Here is a 16249-nt window from a genome sequence, read left to right as displayed (position 1 = left end):
CGGTTCACCTCTTGACTAGGGTGTTACCGGTCTGTAACTATCCGAATGTTACTTACTGGTAACACCTATGTGGCCTTCCGTCAATAACAAGGCCGTGAACTGGTCCTGCCAGATCACACGGGGTGAAAATTGCAGGTCATGCGGCTCCGGCCGGTGAAGAGATGAAAACCGGTTCGCGATCGTCCGATGCGAATCGCTGGAATGGAGACGCTCCAATGTCGCAGCGCAAAGATTTGACCATCGATGAAGCCATCCTGGATCCGATGATCCGGCTGGTGATGAAAGCGGACCGCGTCAACCCGCGCGCCTTCGAAGCGATGCTGAGGACCGTGGCCGATGAGCAGGGCCTCAGCGGCGCGGCGCCGTCTTCGTATTTTTTGCAGGACCCGGGCTCAGTGCGCGGCAGGCGGCTGTCCCGGTCTGTCCGTTCTTTTAAAGAGGCCGGTTCTTCTAAAGAGGTTTGCGTGTCGTGGTAAATTTTTTCATTCATCGTCCGATCTTCGCCTCGGCGATCGCCATCATCATGGTGCTCGCCGGGACGATTTGTTATTTCCTTTTGCCGGTTTCGCAGTTTCCCGACATAACGCCGCCGCAGGTCGTGGTCAGCGCGCATTATCCGGGCGCCAGCGCGCAAGTGGTCGCCGATACGGTGACGACGCCGCTGGAGCAGCAGATCAACGGCGTCGAAGGCATGACCTACATGTCGTCGTCGAGCTCCAATGACGGCTCCTCGACCATCACCATCACCTTCGATGTCGGCTATTCCTTGAGCACCGCGGCCGTCGACGTCCAGAACCGCGTCTCGCAAGCGGCCTCCTCGCTGCCGGCGATCGTCAACCAGGGCGGCGTGACGATCAAGAAGCAGAACCCAAATTTCGTCCTCATCGTCAACCTGACCTCGCCCGACAGTTCGGTCGATCCGGTGGCGCTGAGTAACCTCGCCTATCTGCAGGTCGTCGATCCGCTGAAGCGGCTGCCTGGCGTCGGCGACGTCCAGATATTCGGCGAGCGCCGCTACTCGATGCGCGTCTGGCTCGACCCGGACAAGCTCGCCAATCTTGGCATCACCGCCGTCGACGTCCAGAATGCCATCTCGGAACAGAACGTCCAGGTGGCCGCCGGCAAGATCGGCCAGTCGCCGGCGCCCGCCGGCACCGCCTTCGAGATGCAGGTCAACGCCGTCGGCCGCCTGAGCGACCCCAAGGAGTTCGGCGACATCGTCGTGCGCGCCAACACCGGCACCGGCTCGCTGGTGCGGCTCCGCGACGTCGCCCGCATCGAACTCGGCGCGCTGCAATATTCGTCGTCGGCCTTCTTCGGCAAGGACCCGACGGTGGTGCTCGCCGTCTACCAGATGCCGGGTTCCAACGCGCTCGATCTGCAGCAGCACGTCAAGGACAAGATGCAGGAACTGTCGGCCCGTTTTCCCAAGGGCGTCAGCTACGCCATGCACTACGACACCACGCGCTTCGTGTCGGCATCGATGCATGACGTGCTGATCACGCTTGGCGAAGCGCTGGTGCTGGTCGTGGCCGTGGTGTTCATCTTCCTGCAGAGCTGGCGCACGACGATCATCCCGACCATCGCCATTCCGGTGTCGCTGGTGGCGACGATGGTGGTCATGGAAATGATGGGCTTCTCGCTCAACATGCTCTCCCTACTCGGCATGGTGCTGGCCATCGGCCTCGTCGTCGACGACGCCATCGTGGTGGTCGAGAATGTCGAGCGACAATTGGAGGCGGGCCTCAAACCGCTGGCGGCGACCAAGGCCGCGATGGCCGAGGTCACCGGACCGATCATCGCCACCACCGCGGTGCTGATGGCCGTCTTCGTGCCCGTCGCCTTCATTCCTGGCGTCTCCGGCAAGCTCTACAATCAGTTCGCGCTGACGGTGGCGATTTCGGTCGGCATATCCGCCTTCAACTCGCTGACGCTCAGCCCGGCGCTGAGTGCCGCCTTCCTGCGCCATCGCGGGGAGACGCAGTTCGCCCCGTTCCGCTGGTTCAACACGGGTTTCGATAGGCTGTCGCATGCCTATGCCCATGGCGTACGCATCCTCATCCGGCTGCGCTGGATCATGCTCGGTCTGTTCGCGGCCGGCCTGGTCGCCACCTACTTCGTCTGGCAGAAGCTGCCCTCGACCTTCCTTCCGGTCGAGGACCAGGGTTACTTCTTCGTCGTCATCCAGCTGCCTGACGGCGCCTCGCTGGAACGCACTGACGCGGTGGCCCAGAAGGCGCGCGACATCCTCCAAGCTACGCCCGGCGTCGAGATTGTCGGCTCGATCAGCGGCCTGAACTTCCTGACCAGTGCCGCGCAGTCGAACTCGGCTGTCGAGTTCGCCATCCTGAAGCCGTGGGAAGAGCGCGGCCCCGACCAGAGCGCGTCGAAGCTCGTCGCCGACGTGCGCGGCAAGCTGATGCAGATTCCGGAAGCCTTCGCGCTGTCCTTCGATCCGCCTTCGATCCCGGGTATCGGCACCACGGGCGGCTTCGAATTCGTCGTCGAGGATCTCACCGGCCGCGGCAGTTCAGCCCTCAACGACGCGACGCAAGCCGTGATCGCCGAGGCGCGCAAGCAGCCGGAAATCAACCCGCAGCAGCTGTTCTCGCCGTTCTCGACCTCGACGCCGCAGTTCAACTACGACCTCGACCGCAGCAAGGCCAAACTGCTCGGCCTCAACCTGCCCGACGTCTTCAACACGCTGCAGATCTATCTCGGCTCGCTCTACGTCAACGACTTCAACCTGTTCGGCCGCACCTTCCGGGTGACCATCCAGGCCGACAAGGATGCACGTGCCGACGCAGGCGACCTTTCGCGGCTCTATGTGCGCAACGCCTCCGGCGGCATGGTGCCGCTGAGCACACTGGGCAAACTGGTACCGTTCGTCGGCCCGGAAACCGTGCCGCACTACAACAACAACGCCTCGGCCACGATCAATGGCGGCGCAGCCCCCGGCTTCTCGTCGGGCCAGGCGGTTGCCGCGATGGAACGGGCCGCCGCCACCGCTTTGCCCAGGGATTTCGGTTTCGAATGGACAGGCATCACCTTCCAAGAGCTCAAGGCAGGATCGATCGCGTCGGTCGTCTTCGGCCTCGCCATCGTCTTCGTCTTCCTGATCCTGGCGATGCAGTATGAGAGCTGGGCGATGCCGTTCATGGTGCTGCTGGCGGTGCCACTGGCCCTGTTCGGCGCCTTCGCAGCCCTGTTCCTGCGCGGCATGCAGATCGACGTCTACTCGCAGATCGGCTTCGTCATGCTGATCGGCCTCGCCGCCAAGAACGCGATCCTGATCGTCGAGTTTGCAAGGCGGCGGCGCGAGGAAGGCTTGAGCATTGTCGACGCGGCGATGGAAGCCGCGCGGCTGAGGCTGCGGCCGATCCTGATGACGGCCTTCGCCTTCATCCTCGGCGTGCTGCCGCTGATGTTTGCGACGGGTGCGGGTGCGGCAAGCCGGCAGTCGATCGGCACCACCGTGTTTGGCGGCATGGTCGCGGCGACCATCCTGTCGCTGGTGTTCGTGCCGGTCTTCTACGCGGTCATCGAGCAGCTGCGCGAAGGCCGCGTGCGCAGCGAACCGAACGCCGCTCATGACCAGGACAATAATGAACCGACTGCCGAACCAGCGCCGATGCGCCTGGCCGAAGCAGCCGAATAGAATTGGAGACCAAAATGCGTAAATGGAAAATAGCTTTGGGAACGGCCGTCGCCCTGGGAGCGATCTCGGTGGCAAGCGTCCACTTCCTCGACATGGGCAATCTCAGCCTCAATGCCGGCACGGCGGTAGCGACGGCAGCACCTGCGGCATTCGTCATGCCGGTGCCGGTGACGAGCGTGGTCAAGAAGACGATCCCGATCTACCTTGACTACGCCGCCCGCATCGAGGCGATCCGCAGCGTCACCTTGCAGGCCCGCGTGCCCGGCTATCTGCAGGAGCAGACGGCTAAGGACGGCGCGGATGTGCGCCAGGGTGATCTGCTCTACAAGATCTCGCCTGACGACTTCAAGGCGGCTCTCGACCAGGCCAAGGCCGAAGTGCAGCGCGACCAGGCGAGCCTCGACTATGCGCGCTCCAATCTCGGCCGCGGCTCCGAACTGGCCAAGAGCGGCTATCTGGCCAAGGATGGGTTCGACCAGCGTACGAGCACCTTGCGCCAGGCCGAAGCGTCGCTTGCCGTCAACCAGGCGGCGGTGCGCACGGCCGAGCTCAATTTGAGCTACGCCGAAATCCACGCTCCGTTTGCCGGCCGCGTCGGCCGCAACCAGGCTTCGGTCGGCACGCTGGTCAGCGTCGCCGGCACGGTGCTGAACACGCTGGTGCAGCTCGACCCGATCTACGTCACCTTCAATCCGAGCGAGACGGACCTGGCCGAAATCGAACAGGCCCGGGCCGCCGGCCCGATCGAGGTCGAGGTGCTGCTGCCCGGCGAGACCGAAGCCAGCCAGAAGGGCGAACTCACCTTCATCGACAACACGGTCGACCACTCGACCGGCACGATTACGGCGCGCGCCACCATCGGCAATGCGAAGTTCTCGCTGCTGCCGGGCCAGTATGTCCGGGTGCGGCTGCACATCAAGCAGCTGCCCGACGCGCTGATGGTGCCGCAGGTGGCGCTGGGTTCGAGCCAGCTCGGCAAATATGTCTATGTCGTCGGCAAGGGCAACACGGTCGACCAGCGCATCGTCTCGCTTGGCGCGACCAGCGGCGACCTTGTGGCGGTCCTCAGCGGCGTTGCCGAAGGCGACCAGGTGATAACGGGCAATCTGCAGAAGATCGGACCAGGAATGCCGATCTCGCCGTTGCCCCAGGAGAAACCGGCCAGCTGATAACCCCCATCAGCCCCGGTCGTGCGGCGCCTTCGGCTTCCACGCCGAGGGCGCCGTTTTTTTATGGAGCGCCGCACGCCGTTTTTGGGTAACCGCAAGGCACAAGAATCCGGAATAGACATATTGTAGGATTGTCGACAATCTGCTTGTCTGTTTCCGGCTCTCACTGGAGTGACGGAATGGCCAAGCTGGACTTCAATCCGATCGCGGATACGACACGCCGAGCCGAGATCGTTGCGCTGTTGCGGCGGGCGATCCTGACCGGCCAGCTGGAACCCGGCCAAAAGCTGAACGAGCTGAGGATCGCTGAGCAGATGCGGGTCAGCCGCGCGCCTTTGCGCGAAGCGATGCGCGAGCTGGTGCAGGAAGGCATCCTGACCAGCATTCCCTATGCCGGCACCTTCGTCATCGATGTCACCGCCAAGGACATTGACGACGCCTACTCGCTGAACAAGGTGCTCGATGAATTCGCCATCGAGCGGACATGGAAGCTGCGCGACCAGCGCTTCTTCGATGAACTCGACCGCCGGCACGAAGCGGTGAAACAGGCAACGCGCGCGCGCGACACCACCCGCCAGATCGAGACCGCACTGCAATTGCACGGGCTGATCTATGAATGGGCCGACAATTCGGTGCTGCTGGAGACATGGCAGCGGCTGACCAGCCGGCTGCAAATGTACTTTGCCCTGCACCAGCGGGCCCGCAACGAGCCGGTGCCGGCCGAATATCTCCACGAGACCTATGTGCGGCTCTTGAAGGGCGCCGACATGCGCGCTGCCCAGCGCCATGCGCGCGAGCATATCGACCTCGATTTCGAAGAGCTGCTTGCCTATGCGCGTGGCCTCGAGCAGCGGAACATCGAAGGGCTGACCCTCCTCAACGCCTAGAGACAACGGACAGACAAGTGCAGATCAAAACCATCAAGGCCTATCGCGTCGTGCAGCCCTTCGTGGACGGGCCCTACCGCATGTCCAAGGGGCGGGTTGCAGACTGCTTCGATGCGGTGATCGTCGCAATCACTTCCGACAGCGGCGTAACCGGCTGGGGCGAGATGGCGCCGCTCGGCAATTTCTATTCGGCCGCGTTTCCGGCGGGAACGCGCGCGGGCGTGGTCGAGATCGCGCCGCACCTGATCGGCCAGGACCCGCGTGGCCTCGCCGGCATCGGCCGGCTGATGGATACGGTGTTCAAGGGCCATCCCTACATCAAGTCGGCGCTCGACATGGCCTGCTGGGATCTGGCCGCCCGCGCCGCCGACGTGCCGCTGGTGACCATGCTTGGCGGCCGCGAGAGCGAAATGGCGGAGACCTACCGCGTCGTCACCCACGGCACGCTCGACCAGATGGCGGCACTGGCCAAAAGGATCATCGCGGAAGGCTGCCGCCGGCTGCAGGTCAAGGTCGGCGGCAATGTGCATGAAGACATCGAGCGGGTGAGCGCAGTCGCTTCGGCCGTGCCGAAAGGCACGGTGATTTTCTGCGACGCCAATGCCGGCTGGACACCCTACCAGGCGCGGCAGTTCGCCGATGCCACACGCGGCATCGACTACACGTTCGAGCAGCCCTGCACGACGATCGAGGAGAACATGTCGGTGCGCCGCATGCTCGACAAGCCGATGGTGCTGGACGAGAGCGTCATCTCGCTCGAGGCGATGCTGGAAATCCATCGCCTGGGCGCCGCCGACGGGCTGACGCTGAAGATCTCGCGGCTTGGCGGCGTAACCAGGACAAGGCAAATCCGCGACGTCGCCGTCGATCTCGGTTTCATGATCACCGTCGAGGATACGGGCGGCGCCGAGATCGACACGGCGGCGATGGCGCATCTGTCGCTGTCGACGCCGGAAGAACGCCGGCTGCACGCCATCGCCTTCCATGAGTGGGTGACGGTGCGCACGGCCTCCAACGCCCCACCGGTCACCGGCAGCCACATGGGCATTCCCGACGGGCCCGGCCTCGGCATCGATGTCGTGCCCGACCTGCTCGGCAAGCCTTTCCTAGAGATCGGCTGAGATCAAGCGCAGCATGAAGCTGTCACCCCACGAATCCTCCGTGGGAGATTTGGTCCTGCAGCCATTCTCCGATTTGCGGGTTGAAATATTTTTCAAATGGAAATAGGAATGTTCAAAATGATGATTTGACGCTGCGGCGCGTCATGACTGGAGGAAGCGATATGGCCCATCCGCAATTTGCAGCGGAACTTCTGCAGCGCGCTGAAGCCCAAGGGCCCATCACCATCGGACTCGCCGGCGCCGGGCAGATGGGCACCGACATCGTCGTCCAGGTGGCGCTGATGCCGGGCATGCGGATCGGTGCCATTTCCGAGGTGCGGCCGCAAGCGGCGATCGGTGCCGCACTGCTCGCCGGCCATGACCGCTCCGACATCGTCCAGGCTGCGAACGCCTCTGCCATCGACCGCGCCATCGAGGCCGGCAAGATCGCTGTCACCGAAGATCTGCATGCGCTGGCCGCGGCCGGCCGCGTTGATGTCATCATCGACGCGACAGGCAATCCCAACATCGGCACGCTGTTTGCGCTCGAAGTGATGAAGAACGGCAAGCACATCGTCATGCTCAATGTCGAGGCGGACATTACGATCGGCCGCTTCCTCAAGGAGGAAGCGCGCAAGGCCGGCGTGGTCTACACCGGTGCGGCCGGCGACGAACCCGCCTGCACGCTGGAGATCATCGGCTTCGCCAAGAGCCTCGGCTTCAACATCATCGCCGCCGGCAAGGGCAAAAACAACCCGCTCAAGATCGACGCCATGCCCGCCGACTACGAGAAGGAAGCGGCCGAGCGCAACATGAATGCGCGCATGCTGGTCGAGTTCGTCGACGGTTCCAAGACGGCGATCGAGATGGTGGCTATCGCCAACGCCACGGGGCTGGTGCCCGACGTGCCGGGCATGCACGGCCCGACGGCGACGCTGGAGGAACTGGCCAGCGTGCTTTGCCCGCGCGAGGATGGCGGCGTGCTGCACCGCAAGGGCGTGGTGGACTATTCCATCGGCAAGGGCGTGGCGCCCGGCGTGTTCTGCATCATCGAAACGAGGCATCCGCGCGTGCTGGAGCGCATGGTCGACCTCAAGGTCGGCAAGGGCCCCTATTTCACGATCTACCGTCCCTATCACCTGACAAGCCTTGAAGTGCCACTGTCGGCGGCGCGCGCCGTTGTCTACAAACGCGCCGATATGGAGCCCCTCGACCATCCGGTCGCCGAAGCGGTGGCGGTGGCCAAGAGCGATCTCGGCGCGGGCCAATCGCTCGGCATGATCGGCGAGAACGACTATCGCGGCTTCGCCATGACCTGGGAGGACGCCCGCGCCAAGGGCGCGCTGCCGCTCGGGATTGCCGAACGCGCCAAGGTGGTCAAGCCGGTCAAGACCGGCGACTTCCTTACCTATGAAAATTGTGTACCCGACGATTCGATGGTGATAACGCAGATCCGCCGCCGTCTAGACCAGTCGGATGGACAGTTTGTGACCAACGCCGCCTGAACCTTCGGGATCTCCCTGTGATGGACGATGTCGTTATCGGGATCGATGCCTCGACGACGGCGGTGAAGGCGATCGCCTTCACCGGCGACGGCGCGGAGCTGTTCCAGGCGCGCGAGGCCTATCCGCTGGCCAATCCTAAGCCCGGCCATTTCGAGCAGGATGCCGAACATTGGTGGGCAGCCCTTATCAGTGCGCTGAAGCAGGTTGCCGACAAGGTCGGCGCCGCGCGCGTGGCGGCAATTGCCATAGCCCATCAGCGCGAGACCTTCACCCTGATCGATCAGGCCGGCACGCCGCTCATCCCGGCGATCCTGTGGCTTGACGAGCGCGCCCGGCCTCAAGTCGCCAGGCTGTCGGCCGAGCTTGGCCGCGAGACGATCCGCGACTGGAGCGGCAAGCCGCCGGATCCGACGCCGGCGCTCTATGCCATCGCCTGGCTGGCCGAACATCAGCCGCAGGTGCTGGCCAACGCCGCCGCCCTGGTCGATGTTCATGGCTTCTTCGTTCACCGGCTGACCGCACGGCTGGTTACCAGCACGGCAAGTGCCGACCCGCTCGGCTTGCTCGATGTCGCGACAGGCGAATGGCACCCTGAGCTTGTCGCGGCTGCAGGGCTGCAGCCACGGCAGTTGCCGGCGCTGATCGGCCCAGGCGAAATCTGCGGCGGCCTTGCCGAAAGCATTGCCCAGCTGACTGGCCTCAAAGCGGGCACGCCAATTGTCGCCGGCGCCGGCGATGGCCAGGCCATGGGTCTCGGCATGGGCGTCTATGGTGCCGGCAGGAGCTATCTCTCGCTCGGCTCCGGCGTCGTCAGCGGCTGCTATTCCGGCACGGTCACCACATCGGACGCGTTTCGCACGCTGGTCTCGCCGACCGGCTCCGGCTTCATGCTGGAAACCGTGCTGCGCTCGGGCATGCAACTGGTCGACTGGATCGTGCGCACCACCGGCGCGTCTTCCGCGGCAGAACTGGAGAAGGGTGCGGTCGATGTTGCGGCCGGCGGCGACGGTCTTTTGGTCATGCCCTATTGGGCCGGCGTCATGAGCCCCTATTGGGATGGCGCGGCGCGCGGCGCCGTTGTTGGCCTGTCGCTCGACCATGAGCCCAGGCATCTCTTCCGCGCCACGCTGGAAGGCATCGCTTTGGAGCAGGCCATCGCCAGCGAGGCGATGGAGGCCGAAAGCGGCGGCAAGCCGGGAGAGATGATTGCCGCCGGCGGCGGCACCAATTCGGCGCTGCTGATGAAGATCATGGCCAGCGTGCTGGAGCGGCCGCTGTTCGTGTCGCCGGTCAACGAGGCGGCGGCCCTTGGCGCGGCCATGCTGGCGGCTTCGGCGATCGGCTGGTTCGCCTCGGCGGAAGACGCCGCCAAGGCAATGGCGGCGGCGCCGGCCAGGCGTGTCGATCCGGATATGACGCTGGTGCCGGCTTACCGGGCGCGCAAGGCGATCTACCGCGACCTCTATCACGCGACACGCGACATCCACGCGCGGCTCGGTGCGATCTGAGTTCAAGCGCAGTTTGCCTGCGTGAGGCTCCCATGCCCAACCTGCCCAGCTTGCCGATTTTGCGTCCTGCCCGGCCAATGCTAGACTCATCGGGCTCATGAAAGCAGTATTTCACCTTGCCGCCCTGCCCTGGATTGTCGCGCTTGCGGCAGCTCCAATGACGGCGCGTGCGCAGGACGAGCCGACCTTCGAGGTCACGCTCGACATGGACAATGACGGCAGGATGGATCGGGCCGCGATCGCGGCGGATCCCGACAGCGGGCTGGCGGATCTCTCGATCTATCTGGCTGCCGGCGAAGGAAAGCTCGATCCTTCGCGCAAGCCTGACTTTGTCAAAAAGGCGCTGACGCAGGACCGTATTCTCGGGCTCGAAAGCAAGGGCAAGGGATCGCTTGCCGTCACCTCGTGCTTCGGCTGCGGCGCCAACAAATCATGGGATGCGACGCTGACCATCGTCTGGCGCGGCGGTAAATTCCTTGTCGCCGGCTACAGTCGCGACTGGGACTGGAATGTGCAGAAAGCCGACGGCTCGGTCGAGACGACGCTGGGCGGCTGCGACATCAATTTTCTCACCGGCAGAGGCATTGCCTCAAAGGACCTGGACGACGGCAAACCGGTCGCGGGAAAATTCGTGCCGGTCGCGCTGGCCGACTGGTCGGACGACAGTCGTCCGGAGCCCTGCGAATTCTGACAAGCCCCCGCGTGCTTCAGCGGTTGAGCAATCCCTTGGCCGCGTCCTCATCGGTGATCAGCACCGAAATCCTAGTATTGGCGAGCGCGGCGCGCATGACGGCGACCTTCTCCTGACCGCCTGACACCAGGATGATGCTCGGAATATCGGACAGATCCTGCAGCGGATAGGCGCAGACGCGACGGTTGACCTCATGGTCGACAGGGTGGCCCTCGGCGTCGATGAAATGGCACAAGAGGTCGCCGACCGCGCCGGCCGCCTGCAATTCCTCGAGTTCGCTCGGTTTGATGAAGCCGTAATTGGCGATCGGGCTGTCCTTGGAAAACGAGCCGACGCTGAGCACGGCGATGTTGGCGCGGCGCGCGCGGAAGACGACATCCTGAACGCTGCGCTGGCTCATGAAGGCATCGCGCTGTTCCGGCTTGTCGGCATAGACCGGCACCGGCAGCAAGAAACATTCAGCGCCGATCTTTTCGGCGAACTCCCAGGCGCTTTCGGTCGGGTTGAGCGGCTGCGCGTGGGTAAGGCCGCCGAGCATCGAGACAACCGTCGTCCTGGCGATCGGCCGCCTCGGCAGTTCGTTGATGGCGAATTTCAGGGTGCGACCCCAGCCCAGCGCAATGACGTCGCCGGCATTCACATTGTCGGCGAGATAGGCGGCAGCCGCGTGGCCGATCATCAGCGGCGCGTTGCTGCGATCAGCGGCCGACGGCACCACGACCGCCTGGCTGAGCCCGAAACGCTGCTTCAGGCTCTCCTCGAGCTGCACGCATTCGACGACACTGTCGCGAATGCGGAACTGCACGATGCCCTCCTCTCGCGCAGCGGAGAGAATGCGGTGCACCTTGATGCGGCCGACGCCGAGGATCTCGGAAATGCGCTCTTGCGTCAGACCTTCGACATAGTAATGCCAGGCAGCGCGGGCCTTCAGCTCGGCATCGGGGAAGCGCGAGGCCTTCTCATTTTCGACGGTCGCCATCTTTTGCCTCCCGCGGCCAGATTTCGGAAATCTTTTCCGCAAAGCGCCGCCCCTGGCTTCCCTAGGACAAACCGCCCGGTGGCGCAAACCTTCGCCGAATGGCGCAACGGCTCTTGACAATTTTCTAATGAACAGTTTAGCTGAACAAAATTGTATATCAAAGATAAATTGTTCACAGGGAGGTGCCTGGTGAACAAGAGTGGACGGCAGGCCATCGCCGTTTCGCTGACGGAGGAGACGAAGTGGCCGTGAGTAATGATGCAAGCGAGTCGAAGGCTGGCGAGTTGAAAGCCGCGCCCGGCGCTCAAGGTGTGACGGCCGCGAAGCTTTCGGCACTGTTTGCCGGAACCATGGGACCGCTGATCGGACTGCTGCTGCTCTGCCTGGCGCTGACGCTGACCACCGACACGTTCCTCACCGTGCGCAACATCCTCAACGTGCTCGACCAGATCACCGTGCTCGGCATCATGGCAATCGGCATGACGCTGGTGATCCTGATCGGCGGCATCGATCTCTCGGTCGGCTCGGTGCTGGCGCTGGCCGCCATGGTGATGGGCTTTGTCTCCCATCCCGACTATCTCAATCTCGGCCTTGCGGCCGGCGTCGTTGCAGCACTGGTCGTCGCCGGCCTTTGCGGACTGGTGTCCGGCCTGCTGGTGACCGTTACCCGGCTGCCGCCGTTCATCGCGACGCTGGCGATGATGTCGGTGGCGCGCGGCCTTGCCAACATGATCACCGACGGCTCGCAGATCGTCGGCTTTCCCGACTGGTTCACCAGCCTGTCAATCATCCGCCATTTCGGCTTCCTGTCGGTCACAGTCGGGGTGATGATGGTGCTGGCGATCGTCTTCGCCATCTTCCTCAACTACCGCGCCACCGGCCGCAGCCTTTACGCCATCGGCGGCAGCGCCGAGGTGGCGCGGCTCTCCGGCATTCCGGTGAAGTCGCTGACCAACTGGGTCTATGCCATCTGCGGCGTGCTTGCGGGTCTTGCAGGCATTGTGCTCGCCGCGCGGCTGGATTCGGTGCAGCCGAGTTCCGGCCTGGGCTATGAACTCGACACCATCGCGGCGGTGGTGATCGGCGGCGCCAGCCTCTCGGGCGGCGTCGGTTCGATCGGCGGCACAGCGGTCGGCGTGCTCATCATCGGCGTGCTGCGCAACGGCCTCAATCTGCTCGGCGTCTCGCCCTTCATCCAGCAGGTGGTGATCGGCGTGGTGATCGCGCTGGCCGTCGCCAGCGACACCTGGCGGCGCAGGGCGCGATAGAGAGCGGGGCACAATTGAGAATTCGCCCGGAACGTCCGGGCGATAGACGGATCGGTCGATCCGAAACTGGGATGTTCCAAGGGGCGCGATGCGCTGGCGGGACAGTTTGACTATCAACGGAGGAAACACATGCTGACCAAACGTTCATTGCTGCTTGCCGCGGCCGCCATCATTCCGCTGCTCGGGCTGACCGACATGGCCTCGGCCAAGGAGGCCAAGAAGCTTGGCCTCGCCGTGGCCAATTTGCAGGCCGACTTCTTCAACCAGATCAAGCAGTCGGTCGAAGCCTACGGCAAGGAAAAGGGCATCGAGATCGTCACCGTCGACGCCAAGGGCGATTCGGCAACGCAGGTCAGCCAGGTACAGGATTTGATCACGCAGAACATCGACGCGCTGATCTACATTCCGGCCGGCGCCACAGCCGCCACCGTGCCGACCAAGACCGCCAAGGCTGCCGGCATCCCGGTCGTCAATGTCGACCGCAACGCCGACGGCGCGCCCGGCGACACCTTCATCGCCACCAACAGCGTCGCCTCGGCGCAGGCGGTGTGCGACTACATCGCCAAGCAGGCCGGCGGCAAAGGCGAACTGATCATCATCCACGGCCAGAAGGGCACCACGCCGGAAGTGGATCGCTCGAAGGGCTGCGGCGAAGCGCTCAAGGCCTATCCCGATATCAAGGTGGTCGGCGAATTGTGGAGCGAAGGCTGGCACCAGGACGAAGGCTTCAAGCTGACGCAGGACCTGCTGCAGTCGCATCCCGACGTCTCCATTGTCATCGGCCAGGCCGATGCGCTGGCGCTGGGTGCGGCGCAGGCAGTCAAGGTCGCCAATCCCGGCCACAAGGTCTGGGTCGCCGGCTTCGATGGCGACGTGGCCGCGCTCAAGGCGCTGAAGGACGGTGTGTTCGACGTCACCGCGACGCAGCAGACGCAAGGCATGGGCCGTCTCGCCGTCGATGCGGCGATCAAGCTGGTGGCCGGCGAAAGCGTTCCGGCCGAGCAGCTGCAGGATGCGACGCTGACCACCAAGGACAATGTCGAGCAGTTCATCGCCAAGCATCCGTAACGAACGGCACCGCTTAAGAGAGCACCACGATGTCTCCTGATCCTCGCCACAGCGAAAGCCCGCACAACGGGCTCTTCGTCAACGGCCTTTGCAAGAGCTACGGACCGGTCCAGGTCCTGGCCGATGCAAGCTTTGAGGTGCGGCCGGGCGAGGTCGTGGCGCTGCTCGGCGAAAACGGCGCCGGCAAGTCGACGGTGTCCAACATCATCGCCGGCTCGACCCGGCCCGACGCGGGCACCATCACCTGGCGGGGGAAGCCCTATTCCCCCGCCTCGCCCGCCGCCGCCATCGATGCCGGCGTCGGCATGATCCACCAGGAACTGAAGTTGCTGCCGGACCTGTCGGTGGCAGAGAATGTCTATGTCGGGCGCCTGCCGATGCGCGGCGGCCGCATCGACCGCGCAGCGATGAACGCCAAGGCCTCGGCGCAGTTGAAGCGGCTTGGCCTCGACGTCTCGCCCGAGCGCAAGGTGGGCACGCTGCGCATCGCCGCCCAGCAGCAGGTCGAGATCGCCAAGGCGCTGACGCTGAATGCCGAATTGCTGATCTTCGACGAACCGACCGCAGCGCTTGGCGGCGAGGAAACGGAGCTTTTGTTCCAGCAGATCCGCAAGCTCAAGGCGGAAGGCATGTCCTTCATCTATATCAGCCATCGTCTCGACGAGATCGCGCAGATTGCCGACCGCGTGGTGGTGATGCGCGACGGACGCATCGTCGCCCGCCACGAGCGCGCCGATATTCCCGTGCGCACAGTGGTGGAGCAGATGGTCGGCCGCTCGGTCGAGCGGATGTTCCCGCATCTGTCGCCGCCGCGCGAGGAGACGCTGCTCGAGGTCGACAACCTGTCTTCGCCGGAGAAAAGTTTCAACAACGTTTCCTTCTCGGTCAAAGCAGGCGAGATCCTAGGCATTGCCGGGTTGATCGGCGCCGGCCGCACCGAACTGGTGCGGGCGATCGCCGGCGCCGATCCGATCTCGTCGGGCTCGGTGCGCGTTGCCGGCAAACCGGTGCATCTCAGCGGGCCGGCGGCAGCCATCAAGGCCGGCGTCGTGCTGGTGCCGGAAGACCGCAAGGCGCAAGGCGTCGTGCTCGACCAGACCATCGGCGAGAATTTGGCGTTCGGCAATTTCGACCATGTCGCGCCGAAGGGCTGGGTGTTTCCGAAGGCGGTGCAGAAATTCGCCGAAGCCTGCATCGCAAGGCTCGGGGTCAAGGGCAAACCTGGCCAGGCGGTCAGCAAGCTTTCCGGCGGCAACCAGCAGAAGGTGATCATTGCCAAATGGGTGTCGCGGCCGCCGAAGGTGTTCATCCTCGATGAACCGACGCGCGGCATCGATGTCGGCGCGCGTGCGGCTATTTACGACGTGATCGCCGACCTCGCCCGCTCCGGCATGGCGGTGGTGGTGGTCAGCTCCGACCTCGAGGAGGTGCTGGGGCTGTCGCACCGCGTGCTGGTGCTGAGCCGCGGCCGCCAGCGCGGCATTCTCGGCCGCAGCGAGGCCAGCAATGTCGCGGTGATGGAACTCGCCACGAGCTGAGGACAGGAGTCGGAACAAAGCGCAGCAGGTGGTATCCTCCCAAGGACCGGACCGCGCGGGGCGCCAGCAAAGACTGGCGCCCCTTCATTTCAGGAGGGGGAACAACATGAAACTATTCGATCTTAGCGGCGACGTAGCGCTGGTAACAGGCGCCGGCAGCGGCATTGGCCAGGCCATTGCCATCGGGCTCGCCGAAGCCGGCGCCGACATAGCCTGTTTCGGCCATGCCTCGAAAGGCGGGCTGGATGAGACCGCGCACAGGATCGCCGTGCTTGGCCGCAAGGCGGTGGTGCTGACCGGGACGGTGACGTCGGAGGCCGACCTGGCGACCGCAGTCGAGCGCACGGAAAAGGAGCTCGGCGCGCTGACCATCGCCGTCAACAATGCCGGCATTGCAGGAGCCGAGGCCGCCGAGACGCTGTCGCTGGAGAAGTGGCAGAAAATCTACGACGTGAATGTCAGCGGCGTGTTCCTGTCCTGCCAGGCCGAAGCGCGCGCCATGCTGACGCGGCGCAAGGGCTCGATCATCAACATAGCCTCCATGTCGGGTTCGATCGTCAATCGCGGCCTGACCCAGGCGCATTACAATTCGTCGAAGGCGGCCGTCATCCACATGTCGAAAAGCCTCGCCATGGAATGGGCCGATCGCGGCCTGCGCGTCAATGTGGTGAGCCCAGGCTACACGCTGACGCCGATGAACAAGCGGCCTGAGGTCGCCGAACAGATCAAGATCTTCGAACGCGACACGCCCATGGGGCGCATGGCGACGCCGGAAGAAATGGTCGGCCCGACCGTGTTCCTGGCCAGCCGCGCCGCGAGTTACGTCACCGGCATCGACCTGATCGTCGATGGCGGTTTTGTCTGCTGGTAAGGAGAAA

General features: G+C 64.2%; 13 protein-coding genes. 12 read left to right on the top strand and 1 reads right to left on the bottom strand.

Annotated elements, in window-relative coordinates; genetic code table 11:
- Positions 1-215 precede the first annotated feature (215 nt).
- The 8 genes from NKJ76_RS16520 (at position 216) to NKJ76_RS16485 (ending at position 10518) form a co-directional block, all read left to right on the top strand.
- A complete protein-coding gene (locus NKJ76_RS16520) occupies positions 216-476 on the top strand; it encodes a hypothetical protein (protein ID WP_352537906.1) in 261 nt (86 codons plus the stop codon).
- Positions 470-3658, top strand: a complete 3189-nt coding sequence (locus NKJ76_RS16515) for an efflux RND transporter permease subunit (protein WP_023687080.1) — start codon at positions 470-472, stop codon at positions 3656-3658. Before NKJ76_RS16520 ends, NKJ76_RS16515 begins: the two co-directional genes overlap by 7 nt.
- Positions 3659-3672: 14 nt before the next feature.
- A complete protein-coding gene (locus NKJ76_RS16510; RefSeq protein WP_352537905.1) occupies positions 3673-4827 on the top strand; it encodes an efflux RND transporter periplasmic adaptor subunit in 1155 nt (384 codons plus the stop codon).
- A gap of 179 nt (positions 4828-5006) precedes the next feature.
- Positions 5007-5714 carry a GntR family transcriptional regulator gene (locus tag NKJ76_RS16505; RefSeq protein WP_352537904.1) on the top strand — a complete coding sequence of 236 codons (708 nt, stop codon included), beginning with the start codon at positions 5007-5009 and terminating at the stop codon, positions 5712-5714.
- A gap of 17 nt (positions 5715-5731) precedes the next feature.
- Positions 5732-6835, top strand: a complete 1104-nt coding sequence (locus tag NKJ76_RS16500) for a mandelate racemase/muconate lactonizing enzyme family protein (protein WP_352537903.1) — start codon at positions 5732-5734, stop codon at positions 6833-6835.
- A gap of 161 nt (positions 6836-6996) precedes the next feature.
- The gene (locus NKJ76_RS16495) at positions 6997-8319 is read left to right on the top strand and encodes an NAD(P)H-dependent oxidoreductase (protein ID WP_352537902.1); all 1323 of its coding nucleotides are present in this window, start codon (positions 6997-6999) and stop codon (positions 8317-8319) included.
- 20 nt (positions 8320-8339) lie between these two features.
- Positions 8340-9827 (top strand): xylulokinase, encoded by a 1488-nt coding sequence (locus tag NKJ76_RS16490; protein WP_023745532.1) that lies wholly within the window; start codon positions 8340-8342, stop codon positions 9825-9827.
- Between the two features lie 97 nt (positions 9828-9924).
- A complete protein-coding gene (locus NKJ76_RS16485; protein WP_352537901.1) occupies positions 9925-10518 on the top strand; it encodes a hypothetical protein in 594 nt (197 codons plus the stop codon).
- 16 nt (positions 10519-10534) lie between these two features.
- Here the strand turns inward: NKJ76_RS16485 and NKJ76_RS16480 are convergent, their stop codons facing one another.
- Positions 10535-11497, bottom strand: coding sequence for a sugar-binding transcriptional regulator (locus NKJ76_RS16480; protein WP_023668527.1), 963 nt, complete (start codon positions 11495-11497; stop codon positions 10535-10537).
- Between the two features lie 284 nt (positions 11498-11781).
- On the opposite strand from NKJ76_RS16480, the gene NKJ76_RS16475 reads away from it, so the two are divergent.
- The 4 genes from NKJ76_RS16475 (at position 11782) to NKJ76_RS16460 (ending at position 16242) form a co-directional block, all read left to right on the top strand.
- Complete coding sequence (locus NKJ76_RS16475) at positions 11782-12765, top strand: ABC transporter permease (RefSeq protein ID WP_502895742.1); 984 nt, start codon at positions 11782-11784, stop codon at positions 12763-12765.
- 129 nt (positions 12766-12894) lie between these two features.
- Positions 12895-13833 carry a sugar ABC transporter substrate-binding protein gene (locus tag NKJ76_RS16470; RefSeq protein ID WP_023684414.1) on the top strand — a complete coding sequence of 313 codons (939 nt, stop codon included), beginning with the start codon at positions 12895-12897 and terminating at the stop codon, positions 13831-13833.
- Between the two features lie 29 nt (positions 13834-13862).
- Positions 13863-15371, top strand: a complete 1509-nt coding sequence (locus tag NKJ76_RS16465) for a sugar ABC transporter ATP-binding protein (RefSeq protein WP_027050086.1) — start codon at positions 13863-13865, stop codon at positions 15369-15371.
- 106 nt (positions 15372-15477) lie between these two features.
- On the top strand, positions 15478-16242 hold the full coding sequence (locus NKJ76_RS16460; protein ID WP_023701501.1) for an SDR family oxidoreductase: 765 nt from the start codon (positions 15478-15480) through the stop codon (positions 16240-16242).
- Positions 16243-16249: the final 7 nt, after the last annotated feature.

The organism is Mesorhizobium sp. M0029, from assembly GCF_040323735.1.
Classification (GTDB): Bacteria; Pseudomonadota; Alphaproteobacteria; order Rhizobiales; family Rhizobiaceae; genus Mesorhizobium.
The sequence above is the reverse complement of the archived record's forward strand: the minus strand, read 5'-3'. Positions and strand labels throughout refer to the sequence as shown.